This window comes from Streptomyces sp. NPDC001393, from assembly GCF_053597455.1.
The window spans coordinates 51,650-68,532 of sequence record NZ_JBSFIH010000037.1 but is presented as its reverse complement, the minus strand read 5'-3'; the positions used below and the strand labels follow the sequence as shown (position 1 = coordinate 68,532).

Below are 16,883 nucleotides of genomic sequence, written 5' to 3'. Positions count from 1 at the left end.
AGCCCTTCGTCCCGCAACTCTGTATCGAGCCACCGGACATGTCGCTGAATCCGGTGCATACATGTGAACGCCCGGGGTCGGCCCTGAGCGCGGCCGCGTCTCCCCTTGGCTCCCTTCTGAGACTCCCCACCCTCAGGAAAGCGAGTACGCACGCATGAGCGAGAGCCTTCGCCCGTCTGCCCTGACGCACCACCCCGACCCGAATACATCGGATGAAAAGGTCTGGAAAAGCCCTGGTTACCACATCGTGGAGACCGCACTGGAGGTGACCGCCTACGCGCTAGCCGACCGCCGTCCGCCCGAGCCGCCCCCGGCCGCATGACCGCGGCACCACCGGAACCCGACGCCCGCGCCGCCTGGCCGGCCGCCGAGTTCACCGAGCGGCTGCGCGCGGTCACCGCGACGCGCTACCACGACCGGCACCCCTTCAACCAGCGGATGCACCGCGGCGAACTGACCCCCGCCGAACTGCGCCGCTGGATCGCCGCCCGCTTCCACTACCAGCGGCACATCCCCGTCAAGGACGCGCTGATCCTCGCGAAGCTCGACCGGCCCGAGGAGCGCCGCGCCTGGCTGCGCCGCATCCACGACCAGGACGGTACCGACGACACGGGGGGCGGTATCGAGCGCTGGTTGCGGCTCGGCGAGGCGGCCGGCCTCGCCCGCGAGGAGCTGTGGGACACCTCCCGGGTACCGCCCGCGGTGCGGTTCGCGGTGGAGGGATACGTCACCTTCTGCCGGCGCCGCCCGGTGCTGGACGCCGTCGCCGCCTCCTTGACCGAACTGTCCGCCCCGGACCTGATGCGCACCCGCATCGCCGCCTTCGAACGCCACTACCCGTGGATCGACCCGGCCGGCCTCGGCTACTTCCGTACCCGTGTCACCCAGGGCGCCCGGGACGCCGAGCAGGCCCTCGCCCTGGTCCTCGCCCGGGCCCGTATCCGCGAGGAGCAGCAACGGGCAGTCCAGGCACTGGAGTTCAAGTGTGAGGTGCTGTGGGCCCTGCTGGACGCGGTGGACCGGAGCGACCCATGACGTCATGGAGCCCCGTCCTCGCCCGCGGTGTGGTGTTGCGGCACGACCCGGTGCGGGGCGCCGACCTGTTGTTGCTGCCGGAGCGGGTGGTGGTGCTCGACGGCAGCGCGGGCGCGGTGCTGCAGCTGTGCGACGGCGTCCGGGACGTGGATGCCGTCGTCGCCGAGCTGGCCGTACGTCATCCCGCAGCGCCCGTCGCCGCCGAAGTCCCGGAATTTCTGGCCCGGTTACGGAAGGAGGGCTGCCTGAGATGACCGCGCCTCCCACACCTCCCGCACCTCCCTCTCCTCCCTGGGCCCTGCTCGCCGAACTCACCCACGCGTGCCCGCTGCGCTGCGGCTACTGCTCCAACCCGGTCGAACTGGTCGGTCGGTCAGCAGAGTTGTGCACGGAGCAGTGGTCGGAGGTCTTCCGGCAGGCCGGTGCCCTCGGTGTCGTCCACACCCATCTGTCCGGCGGCGAGCCGCTGCTGCGGCGCGACCTGCCCGACCTGGTGGCCGCCGCCGACCGCGTGGGCCTGTACACCCAGCTCGTCACCAGCGGAGTGGGCCTCGGTGAGCGGCGGCTGGCCGAGCTGACCGGGGCCGGGCTGCGCAGTGTGCAGTTGTCGGTGCAGCACGCCGACCGCGCAGCCGCCGAACGCATCGCCGGAGCACGGTCGTTCACCGCGAAGGAACGCTCCGCCCGGCTGGTTCGCGAGGCCGGACTGCCCCTCGGGCTGAACGCCGTCCTGCACCGCGGCAACCTGGACGACCTCGACGGCCTGATCCGGCTCGCGCTCGACTGGGGTGCCGACCGGATCGAGCTGGCGAACACCCAGTACCACGGCTGGGCGGCCCGCAACCGCGCCACGCTGCTGCCCACGCCCGCCCAGGTCGACCGGGCCCGGACCCGAGTGGCCCACTGGCGCGAACGACTCGGCGGCACACTGGAGTTGGTGTGGGTGGCCCCCGACCTGGTGGACGCCACTGCGAAACCCTGCATGGGCGGATGGGGTGTCGTCTCGCTCACCGTCGCCCCGGACGGCACGGTGCTGCCGTGCCCGGCGGCCGGAACCCTGCCCGGCCTGGACCCGCCGAACGTGTCGCACCACGAACTGGCCTGGATCTGGCGGGAGTCGAGGGCCTTCAACGCCTTCCGGGGCGAGACCTGGATGCCCGAACCGTGCCGCGGCTGCGCCCTGCGCACCGTCGACCACGGCGGCTGCCGCTGCCAGGCATACGCCCTGACCGGCGACGCAACCCGCACCGACCCCGCCTGCCGACACGCCCCGGACCGCCCACTGGTCGACGCGATGGTCCACGGCGCGGCCGACAGCGCGTATCCACCCGTGCACGTCTACCGAGGGGGAGGCCGGTGAGAGGCCGGTGCTTGCGGGCCGTGCTGTCCGGCGCCCCCCGCCCGCGCCCCGGTCCCGTCTGCCGGGATGCGCCGGGCCGCTCTCTGGTCGATGCGACAGTCCACGGCGCGGCCGACACCGCATATCGACATGTGTACGTCCATCGAGAAGGAGGACCATGAGACGCCGACGCCGGCGGGTCGCGCTGACCGCAGCCACGCTCGCCACCGCCGTCCTGACCGCGTTGCCCGCCGCCGTATCCCCGGCGAGCGCCACCCCCGTACCCTTCGCGCCGGCCCCGGCGTCCCGCCCCGCCGCCGCCCCCGACTGGTCCATGGCCGTCGTGGACTCCACCATGGCGCGCTACACACCGGCCACCATCGGCGGCTGGTCGTACCCCGTGGGTCTGTATCTCTACGGCCAGTACCTCGTGTACCGGCGCACCCATGACGCGCGCCTGCTCGCCTACATCAAGGCCTACGTCGACCGGTTCGTGCACAGCGACGGCACGATCGACCAGACCTTCAACAGTCTCGACAGCATGCAGGCGGGCCGGCTGCTGGTGATCCTGCACCACGACACCGGCCAGGACCGCTACGGCAGGGCCGCGAGGAAGATCCGCGACCGCCTGAACAGCTATCCGCGTACCTCCGACGGCGGCTTCTGGCACGCCGACACCAGCAGCCGGGCCCACCAACTGTGGGCGGACGGCGCCTACATGGTGAACCCGTTCCTGGTCGAGTACGGCAGGGAGTTCAGCGACAGGGCCTACACGAGCGGCGAGGCCGCCAGGCAGCTGTCCGTCTACGGCGGTCATCTCCAGGTGGCGAACGGCCTGTTGCGGCACGCCTACGACGAGTCGAGGTCGGCGAGCTGGGCCGACCCGGCCACCGGTCTCGCCCCGGAGCACTGGTGCCGTGCCGTCGGCTGGTACGCCATGGCGCTGGTGAACGTCCTCGACGCGATCCCCGCCGACCAGCCCCGGCGTCCCCAACTGCTTGGCATCCTGCGGACGTTGGCCTCGTCCCTGGAGAAGTACCAGGACCCGGCGTCCGGGCGCTGGTTCCAGGTGATGGACAAGGGCTCCCGGGCGGACAACTGGACCGAGACCTCCTGCTCCAGCATGTTCGCCTTCACCCTCTCCCGCGGGGTCCAACAGGGCTATCTGGACCCGCACTTCAACGCAGTCGCCCGGCGCGGCTACCAGGGCGTGCTGGCCCGGCTGTCGGTCGGCGCGGACGGCCGTACGAACCTGGCCGACATCTCCGTCGGCACCAACGTCGGCGACTACGCGTACTACGTCGGCCGCCCCCGGGCCACCAACGACTTCCACGGCCTCGGGGCCTTTCTGATCATGAACGAGCAACTGCGAGGTGATTCAGTGTCATGAGCACATCCAGAAGGGCTGTGCTCGGCGCCGCGCTCGGCGGCGCCGCGGCAGCCGCGACCGGCCTGCCCGCCACCGACGCCCACGCCGCCTCCTGGCAGCTGAAGTGGTCGCCGTCGGCGCGCACCGACGGGCTCCGTGCCTTCGAGACCGTCGAGGACGACCGCGCGCACTCCCACCCGGCGGGCCATCCGCACATCTTCGCCACCGGCGACAACTGGCGCTTCAACATGCACACGGTCGACCGGGACACCTCCACCGACCGCCAGCGCCAGGAGGTCACCGGCCTGCGCACCGGCGCCGACAGCTACCTGAAGTGGACCGAGGGCCAGACCTGGCGGCTCACCTACTCGATGTACATCCCGAGCACCCTCAGGGCAACGACGACCTTCACCCACATCATGCAGATGAAACAGCCCGGCGCCGGCACCTCCCCGATCGTCGTGCAGTCCCTGCGGCGCGTGAACGGGGTGCAGACCATCGAACTCCGGCTCGCGATCGACGACATCCTCGTCGGTCGTACGAACCTCGACCCGCTGCACGACACATGGGCCGACGTCGACTTCCAGATCAAGATCGGCAACGGCTCGGCCGGCTCCGTCCGCTGGACCCTCAAGAGCGGTTCCACCACCGTCGTCGACACATCCAGGTCCGGTGTCGACACCTTCCTCGCCGACCGGGTGCGCCCCAAGTGGGGCATCTACCGCTCCCTCGGCGACACCTCCGGTTCCCTGCAGGACACCTACCTGCTGCTCACCAACCTCCGCGGCTACCAACTCGCCTGAAGGAGCCGTCCTCGTGAAACCCCGCATCGCCGACCCGAGACGGGCGGCGGCGATCCTGCTGTGCGTCCTCGCCGTCGTCCTCGGCCTCGCCCACCCCGCCGCCCTCGCCGCCCCGCACCCCGCCACGCCCCGTCCGGCAACCGTTTACGACGTGCGCGACTACGGCGCCAAGGGCGACGGCTCCACCAACGACACCCCCGGCATCGACAAGGCCATCACCGCCGCCAACGCAGCCGGCGGCGGGACGGTCCGCTTCCCGGCCGGCACCTACAGGTCCGGCAACACCATCCACATGAAGAGCCATGTGACGCTCCAGGTCGACAAGGGCGCCACCCTGCAGGGCTCCTCCTCCGGCACCTACGACCCGCCAGAGTCCAACCCGAACGACAAGTACCAGGACTACGGGCACAGCCACTTCCACAACGCGATGATCTACGGCGACCGGCTGACCGACATCGGCTTCACCGGCGGCGGGGTCATCGACGGCGCCGGAAACCTGATCACCGGCAACCCGAAGTCCGGCCAGGCCGACAAGATCCTCTCGCTGACCCGCTGCGACGGGCTCCGGCTCGGCGACGGTCTCACCCTGCGCCGCGGCGGCCACTTCGCCGCCCTGATCAACGGCTGCACGAACGTCGTCTCCGACCACCTGACCATCGACACCGCGAGCGACCGCGACGGCTGGAACGTCATCTCCACTACCAATGTCACGATCACCAACTCGCACATCGCCGCCAACGACGACGCCCTGGTCTTCAAGAGCGACTACGCCCTCGGCGCCAGGCTCCCCAACGGCCATGTGAGCGTGAGCGATTCGGTGCTGTCGGCGCGCTGCTGCAACGCCCTGATGTTCGGCTCCGAGACCTGCGGCGACTTCTCCGACTACCAGTTCGAGAAGATCCGTATCGAGGGCGCCGGCAAGTCCGGGCTCGGCATGGTCTCCATGGACGGCGCGAGGATCTCCGACGTCCACTACCGCGACATCACCATGGCCGACGTGCACTCGCCGATCATGGAGAAGATCGGCACGCGGAAGCGGTGCGGAAACAGTCCCGGCGTCGGCTCGATCAGCGACATCACGTACGACGGCATCACGGCCACCGGCAACAGCCCGTCCTTCAGCCCGACCCTGTGGGGCGAGGACGGCCACCGCATCAGCAACGTCACCTTCAACAACGTCAACATCACCGTCCCGGGCGGGAACGGCACCATGTCCACCGGTGTGCCGAGCAACGACCCGAAGGACTACAACCCCAAGAGCATCGGGACCCGGCCGGCGTACGGCTGGTACCTGCACGATGCCGACGGCGTCACCTTCACCGACAGCTCCGTGAGGTTCGCGGCGGACGACGGCCGCCCCGCCCTCATCGCCAACGCGGCGAGCGGTGTCCGGTTGACCCGGTTCACCGCGCAGAAGGGCGGCAACTCGCCGCACGACCTCGGGTTCCAGTCCGTCACCGGCTACTGCGTCAGCGACAGCCACGCCACCAACGGCGGTGCCCTCCGCGTCTCGGCCACCGGATCCAGTCAGAACTGCGCCGCCCCGGTCCGCCCGGGCGACGTCGAGAACCCCCGCCAGGCCTTCCTCCGCGCCTCCGTCGGCGGCCTCTTCCTGCACTGGGGCCTGCGCACCGCCCCCGCGCACACCAGCTGCACCGCCTGGGAGAAGGACGTCACCAGCGGCGGCTGGACGCCGGACTACTGGGTGAACGAGGCGCGGAAACTGCACACGCAGTACATCGTGCTGGCGACCTTCCACAGCCGGCTCGGCTACGCCCGCCCGTGGCCGTCGAAGATCCCCGGTTCCTGCTCCACCAAGCGGGACTTCCTCGGTGAGCTGATCAACGCGGCCAAGGCCAAGGGCATGAAGGTCATCCTCTACATGACCGACGACCCCCAGTGGCACGGCGACGGCGGCCACGAGTGGCTCGACTCGGCCGCCTACTCCGCCTACAAGGGCCGACACATCGACCTCACCACCCGCGACGGCTTCGGGCAGTTCTCGTACGACAACTTCTTCGAGGTCATGGACCGTTACCCCGACCTCGGCGGCTTCTGGATCGACAACGACAACGCGTACTGGCAGAGCCACAACCTCTACGCGCAGATCTATCAGAAGCGCCCGAACTACACGCTCAGCAACAACAACGAGGACACGCCGATCATGGACATGATCAGCAATGAGCAGAAGACGGGCATGACGCCCGCTTACGACTACCCGCAGGCGATCTACACCGCCCAACCCCGCCTGACCGAGGCCGACTTCAAGCTGCCGTCGACCGGCGCCTGGTGGTACGACGGCACGAACCCGACCGTCGACAGGATGCTCACGCTCGGCCGGCTGATCACCAACGCCGGCTCCTCGGTGAAGGCGCTCATGGCGGAGACCGCCCAGGTCGACGGGAAGTTCCCGTCGAACCAGGCGGACTTCAACAACTTCGCGAACTCCTACCTCGACAAGATCTGGGAGTCCCTGCACGGCACCGAGGGCGGCGGCTACATGTACGGCGGCCTCAAGCCCGGCTTCTGGAACGACGGCGCCCACGGCGTCACCACCATCGCCAAGGACGACCCGGACCGGCAGTACCTCCACGTCCTGACCCCGCCGAGCACCGGCACCCTGCGCATCGGTGACAACGGTTACCGCATCGCCTCGGTCACCAACCTCCGCACCGGCGCGCCGGTTTCCTGGTCGCAGTCCGGCGGCGTGCTCACCCTCACCGGCCTCGGCGCCTGGGACCCGTACGACACCGTCTTCAAGGTGATCACCGCGGGGCGCCAGGGCATCGCGACCGGAGTCAACGTCACCGCGAGCACATCCGCGAGCGGCCACCCCGGCTCCGCCGCCGGCGACGGCGACTACCTCACCTACTGGGACAACGACAAGACGCTCCCGGTGAACCTCACCTTCGACCTCGGCACGGCGCAGAAGGTGCAGTACATCGGGCTGAACCAGCGCGAGGACTCCGTCGCCTACGCCCGCTCCGCCACCGAGCAGTCCGCGCGGATCAAGGCCTACAAGGTCTACCTCAGCGACGACGGCAGGAACTGGGGCAGCCCGGTGAAGAGCGGCCAACTCGCCAGCGCTCGCGGGATCCAGGTCATCGACCTGCCCGCCACGACGGCCCGCCACGTCCGCCTCGAGATCGACTCCACCTGGGCCGCCTCCAGCGACACCGCCCGCTACCAGCGGCTGCGGATCGACGAGGCCTGGATCGGTACCTCCTACGCCACACCCGCCCCGAAGGGACGTCCATGACCCGGCTCAGAACCCTCACGACGGCGACGGCCGGGCTGCTCGTGGCCGCCGCGGTGCCCCTCGCCGGTGCCACCCATCCCGCTGCCGCCTCCGACAACGGCCAGTCCCTGCGGCCCGCCATGGGCTGGAGCAGCTGGAGCTTCGTACGCCGACAGCCGACCGAGGCGACGATCGAGGCACAGGCCGACGCGCTGGCGTCGAACGGCCTGAAGGACCACGGATTCGTCCAGGTCAACCTCGACGACTTCTGGCAGACATGCGATGCAAACGGTTTCACGGTCGACTCGTACGGCCGCTGGGCCGTGGACACCGCCAAGTTCCCCGACGGCATCAAGGCTCTCGCCGACCACGTCCACGCCAAGGGCCTGAAGTTCGGCTTCTACGTCACCCCCGGCATCGCGAAGAACGCCGTCCTGGAGAACACCCCGATCGAGGGCACTCCGTACCACGCGAAGGACATCGCGGACACCTCGAAGACGGAGAAGAACTACAACTGCAAGAACATGTACGCCATCGACTACTCCCGGCCCGGCGCCCAGGAGTTCGTCAACTCGTGGGCCAGGCAGTTCGCTTCATGGGGAGTGGACTACCTGAAGATCGACGGCGTGGGCAGCCAGGACGTCCCCGACGTCCAGGCCTGGGACAAGGCCCTGCGGGCCACCGGCCGGCCCATCACCTTCGCCCTGTCCAACAACCTCCCCCTCGACCACGCCACCACCTGGCGCGCGCTCGCCAACAGCTGGCGCACCCAGGGTGACGTCGAGTGCTACTGCGGGCCGGGCCCCCATGGAAGCGGTTACCCGCTCACGAACTGGTCCCATGTCTCCGCCCGCTTCGACTCGGCCGCCGCCTGGCAGCCGTACGCCGGGCCCGGCGGCTGGAACGACCTGGACTCCCTGGAGATCGGCAACGGCGACCGGGCGGGACTCACCGCCGACCAGCGCCGCTCCCAGTTCACGCTGTGGTCGATGGCGGCGGCACCGCTGCTGCTGGGCACCGACCTGACCCACCTCGACCCCGTCGACAAGGCGATGCTCACCAACGACCGGCTGATCGGCGTGGACCAGGACGGGGTCGCGGCGAGACGGATCGTGAACAGCGGTGTCCAGCAGGTCTGGAGCAAGCGGGAGAGCAACGGCGACTACGTGGTGGCCCTGTTCAACACCGGAACCTCCGGCAGCGCCACGGTCACCGTGAACTGGTCCCAGGTCGGATTCACCGGCTCCGGGGACGTCACCGACCTGTGGTCCGGCTCCCACAAGGGCACGGTCACCGGCTCCTACCGCGCGACCCTGCGCCCCGGCGAGACCCGGCTCGTCCGGGTCAGGCCCACCGCCTCCGCCACGGCGCTCGCGGCGTCCCCCGGCATGGCCGTCGCCCCGTACGAGTACCTGGGCTGGGGCGATCCGCCGGACCCGACCCAGGTGATGTCGGCGACCGGAGTCAAGTGGTTCACCCTCGCCTTCGTCCTGTCCGACGGCACCTGCAACCCCAAGTGGGACGGCACCCGGCCGCTGACCGGCGGCAGCGACCAGGCCGCGATAGACCGTATTCGGTCCGCGGGCGACGACGTGATCGTCTCCGTCGGCGGCTGGAGCGGCGCCAAGCTGGGGGAGAGGTGTTCCAGTGCCTCCGCACTGGCCGGCGCCTACCAGAAGGTGATCAACGCGTACAGGCTGCGGGCGCTGGACATCGACATCGAGAACACCGAGTGGTCGAACGCCACCGTCCGCCAACGTGTCGTGGACGCCCTGAGGACCGTGAAGGCGAACAACCCCGGCCTGAAGACGGTCATCACCTTCGGCACCACCACGTCCGGGCCCGACGCCACCGGCGTCGACATGATCCAGCGGGCGGCCAGGTCCGGGCTGGCGAACGACGTCTGGTGCGTCATGCCGTTCGACTTCGGCGGCGGCACCACGAACATGGGCACCCTGACGACGCAGGCCATGGAGGGTCTCAAGGCCCGGGTCAAGGCGGCCTACGGCTATGACGACGCCACCGCCTACGCCCACATCGGTCTGTCGTCGATGAACGGGAAGACCGACGACTCCGGTGAGCGCGTCCGCGTCGCCGACTTCCGGACCATGCTCGCCTACGCCCGGCAGCACCACATCGCGCGCCTCACCTACTGGTCCGCCAACCGCGACCGCCCCTGCGGCTCCGGCACCGACGGCGACTCCTGCAGCGGCGTGCCACAGCAGCCGTACGACTACCTCAAGGTCTTCACCCAGTACACGGGCTGAGGGGAAACAAGGGGAAACACCCATGCATCTGAAGAGAGTTCTGCCGTACGGGCTCGCCGCGGCCCTCGCTCTGCCCCTTGCCGGTCTGAGCCAGGGCACCGCCCTCGCCGCCACCGACTACCAGGCCGAGGACGCCCTGATTTCCCAGGGCACCGTGGCCGGCAACCACACCGGGTTCACGGGCACCGGTTTCGTCGACTACACCAACGTCAAGGGCTCCTATGTGGAGTTCACGGTCAGTGCCGCCTCCGCCGGTCCCGTCTCGGTCACCCTGCGGTACGCCAACGGCACCGCCGCCGACCGGCCGATGGACCTCTCCGTCAACGGCACCGTCGTCGCGCCCGCCGTCTCCTTCCCGGGCACGGCGGACTGGAACACCTGGGCCGCCACATCGGTCAACGTCACCCTGAAGGCGGGCACGAACAGGATCCGGGCCACGGCCACCACGGCGAACGGCGGCCCCAACCTGGACCGCATGAGCCTCGGCACACCGTCCGACACCCAGGCCCCCACCCGCCCCGGGCAGCCCTCCTGCTCGGACATCGGCGAGGACCACCTGACCCTGTCCTGGGGCGCGTCGACCGACGACGTCGGCGTCGCGGCGTACGACCTCTACGAGCACGGCAACAAGATCGGCGAGGCGCCCGGCAGCACGACCTCGAAGACGCTGACCGGACTCGCCCCGAACACCACCTACGACCTCACGGTCATCGCCCGCGACGCGGCCGGCAACACCTCGCCCGCCAGCCCGGTCGTCGACTGCACCACCAGGCCCAGCTCCGACACCACACCGCCGACCGCCCCCGGTACCCTGCACACCGCCGACATCACCTCGAACACGGTCGACCTGACCTGGGGCGCCTCGACCGACGACCGCGGTGTCACCGCCTACGACGTGCGCAGCGACACCACCGTCTACAAGACCGTCACCAGCGGCACGTCCACCACGCTCACCGGGCTCGCCTGTGACAGCCCCTACAGCCTGAACGTCGTCGCCCGTGACGCCGCCGGCAATGTCTCCGCGCCGAGCAACACGGTCACCTTCACCACCAGGGCCTGCGCCACCGACGGCGGTGTCCCGTCGTCCATCGCCACCCTCTCCACGGGCTGGACCATCCCCTGGGGCACCTACTGGATGCCCGACGGACAGTCCGCCCTGGTCACCGAGCGGGACGACTTCCGGGTGTGGAAGCTGACCAGGAACGGCACGAAGACACAGGTGGGGACCGTCCCCAACGCCGTCACCACCAACGGCGAGGGTGGCCTGCTCGGCGTCGCCGTCGACCCCGGGTGGGAGACCGACCACTACGTCTACTTCATGCACACCGCCGCCGAGGGCAACCGGGTCGTCCGCATGACCTACGACGGGACGACACTCAGCGACTACAAGGTGCTGCTGCAGGGCATCAAGAAGAACCGCTACCACAACGGCGGCCGCCTTGCCTTCGGCCCCGACGGCTATCTGTACGTGTCCACCGGCGAGGCCCAGCAGCCCGACCTCGCGCAGGACAGGAACTCCCTCAACGGCAAGATCCTGCGCATGACCACCGACGGAAGGCCGGCCCCCGGCAACCCCTTCGGCAATTACGTCTACTCCTTGGGCCACCGCAACCCGCAGGGCCTCGCCTTCGACCGCAACGGGCGGCTCTGGGAGGCGGAGTTCGGCAACAGCTCCAAGGACGAACTCAACCTCATCAAGCCCGGCGCGAACTACGGCTGGCCCATCTGCGAGGGCAGCTGCAACGTCGCCGGCATGACCAATCCCAAGGCCACCTGGAACGTCTCCGAGGCCTCGCCGAGCGGCATCGCCGTCGTCCGCAACGTGATCTACATGGCGTCCCTGCGCGGCGAACGCCTGTGGCGCATCCCCATCAACGGCGACACCGAGAGCGTCGGCACACCGAGCGCGTACTACGTCGGCACCTACGGTCGGCTGCGCACCGTGACCAAGGTGCCGGGCGCCGACCAGCTGTGGCTGTCCACCACCAACTGCGACAACAACGGAGGCGCCGCCGACGGGTCCGACAGGATCTTCAAGGTGACGATCAGTTGACGCCCCATCAGAAGAGTCACGTCCGGTAGAGCGCCTCGACCTCGTTGTCGTAGGCCTTCTCGATCGCCTTCCGCTTCAGCTTCAACGACGGTGTGAGCAGGCCGTGTTCCTCGGTGAAGGGCTGCGCCAGGATGCGGAAGGTACGGATCGACTCGGCCTGGGAGACGAGGGTGTTGGCGGCGACCACCGCCCGCCGCACCTCCGTCTCCAGGTCCGGGTCGCGCACCAGCTCGGCCGGCGTCATCCTCGGCTTCCCGCGCATCTGCAGCCAGTGCTCGACGGCCTCCTGGTCGAGGGTGACCAGGGCGGCGATGTAGGGCCGGTCGTTGCCGACGACGATGCACTGGTTGACCAGCGGATGCTCGCGGACCCGCTCCTCCAGCACGCCGGGGGAGACGCTCTTGCCGCCGGAGGTCACCAGGATCTCCTTCTTGCGGCCGGTGATGGTCAGATAGCCGTCCTCGTCGAGCGAGCCTAGGTCGCCGGTGGCCAGCCAGCCCTCGTGCAGGGTCTCGTCGGTGGCCTTCGGGTTGTTGAGATAGCCCTGGAAAACGTTTCCGCCGTGCAGCCAGATCTCCCCGTCGTCGGCGATGTGCACGGTGACGCCGGGGATGGCCTGGCCGACGGTGCCGTAGCGGGTGCGCTCGGGCGGGTTGGCGGTCGCCGCGGCCGTCGACTCGGTCAGGCCGTAGCCCTCGTAGATCTGCACACCGGCGCCCGCGAAGAACAGGCCCAGCCGGCGGTCCATCGCCGAACCGCCGGACATCGCGTTGCGGATCCGCCCGCCCATCGCCGCACGGACCTTGGAGTACACGAGCTTGTCGAAGAGCTGGTGCTGCATGCGCAGCCCCGCCGATGGGCCGGGCCCGGTGCCCCACGCCTTGGCCTCCACGGCGTCCGCGTACTTCACCGCGATGTCGACCGCCTTCTCGAACGGCCCGGACCTGCCTTCCTTCTCCGCCTTCCGGCGGGCCGCGTTGAACACCTTCTCGAAGATGTACGGCACCGCGAGGATGAAGGTCGGCCGGAAGGCCTGCAGGTCGGGCAGCAGGGCGGCGGCGTTCAGCTGCGGCTGGTGCCCGAAGCGGACCCGGCCGCGGATCGCGGCGACCTCCACCATCCGCCCGAAGACATGCGCGAGCGGCAGGAACAGCAGGGTGGAGGCTTCGTCGTCCTTCTTGGTCTGGAACACCGGCTGCCAGCGCTCGATCATCGTGTCCGCCTCGTACATGAAATTGGCGTGCGAGAGGACACAGCCCTTGGGGCGGCCGGTGGTGCCGGAGGTGTAGATGATCGTGGCGACGGAATCCGGGGTGACCGCCTGCCGGTGCCGGTGCACCAGCTCGTCGTCCAGATGCGCCCCGGCGTCGTACAGCTCCTGTACGCAGCCGGAGTCCAGCTGCCACAGCTGGCGCAGCTGGGGGAGGCGGTCGATGACGGTGGCGATGGTCATCGCGTGGTCCTCGTGCTCCACGATCGCCGCGGACACCTCGGCGTCGTAGAGCATCCAGAAGCACTGTTCCGCCGAGGACGTGGGGTAGACGGGCACCACCTGGGCGCCGATCGACCACAGGGCGAAGTCGAACAGGGTCCACTCGTAGCGGGTGCGGGACATGATCGCGACCCGGTCGCCGAAGCGGATGCCGCGCGCGAGGAGCCCCTTTGCGAGGGCCAGGACCTCGTCGCGGAACTCGGCGGAGGTGACCTCGCGCCACTGCCCGGCGGCGTCCTTGCGGCCGAGGGCGATGTGGGTGGGGTCCGTCCGGGCATGCTCGAAGACCGCGTCGGCCAGACCGCCCACCGGCGGTGCCGACGTGAGCGGCGGGTTGGTGAACTCGCGCAATCCTCGCTCCCCGGTCCTCACTGCTTGGTCACGCCCGTGATACGCGGCACAGCGCGGTGAAAGCTACCCCACGCCGTCACCGGGCGGGAGGGGGTCGGAAACCGAGCAAACGTCACGTTTCCCCCGGGCGGGTACGGGAAAATGCCCGCACATGGGGAAGGGCCGGACACGATACTGACGGGTCAGTAAGTTCCGGTCCCGTAATCTCCACCGAATCTGTACGCGCCGATTACGGCACACCCCGTACCAATCAGCGCAAACAAGGCGTGGACCAGGCCCGGCAGACGCACCTCGTCGAGGGCGGCCCCGGAGCACCTCCCGGAACCGCCCTCGACGCCGCGCCCCGTGGTCAGCGGTGCACCGGCACCGCCTCCTCCGCCTCCGCCCCGGCGGCCTTCCGCTGCGCGGGCCGGTCCGCCCGCACGAGCAGCAGCACCAGCGCGCCCGCGGCCATGCCCGCGAGCCCCGCCACCACCAGCGCCCCGTTCAGGCCGGAGGCGAACGCGGCGCGCAGGGTGTGCTCCGGGAAGCCGCCGCGCAGCGCACCGGCTCCGCCGCCGGCCAGGGCGTGGGCCGCGCCGCTGGGCAGCGGGCCGGTCATCCGCGCGGTGAGCAGCGTGCCGAAGACGGCCACGCCGAGCGCGTACCCGAGCTGCCGGACGGTGTTCACCGCACCGCCCGCCATCCCGGCCCGCTCCGGCGGCACCGCGGCCAGCGCGGCTCCGGCCACCGTCGGACCGACGAACCCGGTGCCGGCGCCGACCAGCACGAACCCGGGCACCAGAGCCGTCCAGGAGGCACCCGCGTCCAGGACGGCCTGGCACAGGTTGCCGGTGCCGATCAGCAGCAGGCCGCCGCCTATGGTGAGCCGCGCCGGCACTCCGTGCAGCAGCCGGCCCACCAGCACGGCCACGAGCATCGCCGCCACCGTCATCGGGAGCAGCGTGAGCCCGCCGCGCACCGGCGACATTCCCAGCAGCGTCTGCATCCAGATCGACAGGTACGGCGTCACGCCGAAGGCCGCCCCGTTGAAGGCGAACGCCCCCAGCAACACCCCGACGAACGCGGGCCGCCGCAGCAGGGCCAGGTCCAGCAGCGGATGGGCGGCGCGCCGCTCCACCACCACGAACAGCACCAGCGCCAGCGCCGCGCAGCCGAACGCCGCGAGCGCCCCCGGCGCCGTCCAGCCGTCCTCGCCGGCCCGCACCACCGCGTACGTCACCCCGCCCCCGAAGCCGGCGAACGCGGCCATGCCCGCCCAGTCCACCCGCATGCCCCGCGGCCCCCGGGACTCGGGCACCACCCGCAGCGTCAGCCACACCTCGACGACGCTCACCGGCAGGTTCACGAAGAAGATCCACCGCCAGCCGGGACCCTCGGTGAGCAGCCCGCCCAGCACCGGGCCGACCGCCGCCGCCCCGCCGCTCACCGCGCCCCACACGCCGAGCGCCGCCGACCGCTGCCTGCCCTGGTAGACCGAGCCCAGCAACGGCAGCGTCGTCGCGAACATCGCGGCCGCGCCCACCCCCTGCAGCGCCCGTGCCGCCACCAGCACGGCCGGCCCCGTCGAGATCCCGCACAGCAGCGAGGCCGCCGCGAACAGCAAGACGCCCGCCACATGCACCCGGCGGCGTCCGAGAATGTCGGCGGCGGCCCCCGCCCCGAGCAGCAGCGCGGCCAGCGCGAGCGCGTAGCCGTCCACCACCCACTGCAGATCACCCAGCGACGCGTGCAGCGAAGCGGCCATGTCCGGCAGCGCCACCACCACGATCGTCACGTCCAGCAGCAACATGAACGTGCCCAGGCACACGGCCGTGAGCGTCCCCCAATTGCGCATGTCCTCCCACTCCCCACAATTCCGTACGACGGCGTTCGATCGCTCCGTACGATGGCCCCGGCACGGCCGATCGGATGCGTGTGCCTCGTACAACCGGTGGAATCCGACAGGAGGGCACGTGCTGGGGATGGAATCCGACAAGCTGGACCTGCTCGACCTGCAGCTGTTGTCCGCACTGGAGGTCGACGCCCGGGCCTCCTTCAGCCGCATCGCGTCCGTGCTCGGCGTCTCCGACCAGACGATCGCGCGCCGCTACCGGCGCCTGTGCGCGGAAGGAGGCCTGCGCGTGATCGCCGTGCGGGACGGCTACGTGCTGGGCCAGGACCAGTGGATGCTGCGGATCCGCTGCGCCCCGGACGGCGCCCTGGCCATCGCGCAGGCTCTCGCCAAGCGCCCCGACACCTCCTGGATCGGCCTCGCCTCGGGCGGCACCGAGGTGCTGTGCGTGACTCGGCCGCGTCATCCGGGCGACCACGACGACCTGCTGCTCGGCAGACTGCCGCGCACCCCGAGCGTGGTCGAGATCCGCGCCCACCAGCTCCTGCACCGCTTCTACGGCGGTGCCGCCGGCTGGACCAGCAAGTTCGGCGCCCTCACCGACGAGCAGATCGCCGCTCTGCGCCCCGCCCTCGAAGCCGTCCCCGGACCGCCCCGCCTCGAACCCGAGGACGAACCCCTGCTGGCGGTGCTGGAACGCGACGGCCGCGCCTCGTACCCGCGACTGCAGCGGGCGACGGGCCGCTCCGAGTCCTCGCTCAAGCGCCGGCTGGCGCAGTTGCGCGCCTGCGGGGCGGTGTACCTCGACACCGAGTACCAGACGGAGACACTCGGCTACCCCGTCGCCGCCCTCCTGTGGATCACCGCCGCCCCGGCCGCTCTGCACTCCGTCGGCGAGGCCCTGGCCCGGCACGAGGAGACGGCCTGGGTCTCCGCGACGGCCGGACCGTCCAACCTCCTGGTCACCGCGCTGGCCCGCAGCACCGCCGGTCTCTACGCCTACCTCAGCGGTCCCCTCGGACAGCTGGAGGGAGTGCAGCACGTGGAGACCACGCCGTTCCTGCGCCGGGTCAAGCAGCTGACGTACCCGGTGCCCCGCTGA

12 protein-coding genes are annotated in these 16,883 nt (G+C 70.3%); 10 read left to right on the top strand and 2 right to left on the bottom strand.

Annotated features, from left to right (window positions below; translation table 11 throughout):
* The first annotated feature begins 154 nt into the window (after positions 1–154).
* The 9 genes from pqqA (at position 155) to ACWC2T_RS31260 (ending at position 12,104) form a co-directional block, all read left to right on the top strand.
* A complete protein-coding gene (gene pqqA / locus ACWC2T_RS31300; protein WP_450673698.1) occupies positions 155–322 on the top strand; it encodes a pyrroloquinoline quinone precursor peptide PqqA in 168 nt (55 codons plus the stop codon).
* Complete coding sequence (pqqC, locus tag ACWC2T_RS31295; RefSeq protein ID WP_450673697.1) at positions 319–1,035, top strand: pyrroloquinoline-quinone synthase PqqC; 717 nt, start codon at positions 319–321, stop codon at positions 1,033–1,035. The genes pqqA and pqqC overlap by 4 nt, the downstream gene beginning before the upstream one ends.
* On the top strand, positions 1,032–1,289 hold the full coding sequence (gene pqqD / locus ACWC2T_RS31290) for a pyrroloquinoline quinone biosynthesis peptide chaperone PqqD (RefSeq protein ID WP_450673696.1): 258 nt from the start codon (positions 1,032–1,034) through the stop codon (positions 1,287–1,289). The genes pqqC and pqqD overlap by 4 nt, the downstream gene beginning before the upstream one ends.
* Complete coding sequence (gene pqqE / locus ACWC2T_RS31285; RefSeq protein ID WP_450673695.1) at positions 1,286–2,395, top strand: pyrroloquinoline quinone biosynthesis protein PqqE; 1,110 nt, start codon at positions 1,286–1,288, stop codon at positions 2,393–2,395. The genes pqqD and pqqE overlap by 4 nt, the downstream gene beginning before the upstream one ends.
* A 157-nt stretch (positions 2,396–2,552) precedes the next feature.
* Positions 2,553–3,764 carry a glycoside hydrolase family 88/105 protein gene (locus ACWC2T_RS31280; protein WP_450673694.1) on the top strand — a complete coding sequence of 404 codons (1,212 nt, stop codon included), beginning with the start codon at positions 2,553–2,555 and terminating at the stop codon, positions 3,762–3,764.
* On the top strand, positions 3,761–4,546 hold the full coding sequence (locus ACWC2T_RS31275) for a Tat pathway signal sequence domain protein (protein WP_450673693.1): 786 nt from the start codon (positions 3,761–3,763) through the stop codon (positions 4,544–4,546). The genes ACWC2T_RS31280 and ACWC2T_RS31275 overlap by 4 nt, the downstream gene beginning before the upstream one ends.
* Before the next feature lie 13 nt (positions 4,547–4,559).
* The gene (locus ACWC2T_RS31270) at positions 4,560–7,805 is read left to right on the top strand and encodes a glycosyl hydrolase family 28 protein (RefSeq protein WP_450673692.1); all 3,246 of its coding nucleotides are present in this window, start codon (positions 4,560–4,562) and stop codon (positions 7,803–7,805) included.
* Positions 7,802–10,051 carry an alpha-galactosidase gene (locus tag ACWC2T_RS31265; protein ID WP_450673691.1) on the top strand — a complete coding sequence of 750 codons (2,250 nt, stop codon included), beginning with the start codon at positions 7,802–7,804 and terminating at the stop codon, positions 10,049–10,051. Before ACWC2T_RS31270 ends, ACWC2T_RS31265 begins: the two co-directional genes overlap by 4 nt.
* A 22-nt stretch (positions 10,052–10,073) precedes the next feature.
* Positions 10,074–12,104, top strand: coding sequence for a PQQ-dependent sugar dehydrogenase (locus ACWC2T_RS31260; protein WP_450673690.1), 2,031 nt, complete (start codon positions 10,074–10,076; stop codon positions 12,102–12,104).
* Positions 12,105–12,120: 16 nt separating this feature from the next.
* On the opposite strand, the gene ACWC2T_RS31255 is transcribed toward ACWC2T_RS31260, so the two are convergent.
* Together ACWC2T_RS31255 and ACWC2T_RS31250 are read right to left on the bottom strand one after the other, a co-directional pair.
* Positions 12,121–13,947: an AMP-dependent synthetase/ligase gene (locus tag ACWC2T_RS31255; RefSeq protein ID WP_450673689.1), complete on the bottom strand. Its 1,827-nt coding sequence runs from the start codon at positions 13,945–13,947 to the stop codon at positions 12,121–12,123.
* A gap of 349 nt (positions 13,948–14,296) precedes the next feature.
* Positions 14,297–15,784: an MFS transporter gene (locus tag ACWC2T_RS31250; protein ID WP_450673688.1), complete on the bottom strand. Its 1,488-nt coding sequence runs from the start codon at positions 15,782–15,784 to the stop codon at positions 14,297–14,299.
* A gap of 127 nt (positions 15,785–15,911) precedes the next feature.
* Between ACWC2T_RS31250 and ACWC2T_RS31245 the strand changes: the two genes are divergently transcribed.
* Positions 15,912–16,883: an Lrp/AsnC family transcriptional regulator gene (locus tag ACWC2T_RS31245; RefSeq protein WP_450673716.1), complete on the top strand. Its 972-nt coding sequence runs from the start codon at positions 15,912–15,914 to the stop codon at positions 16,881–16,883.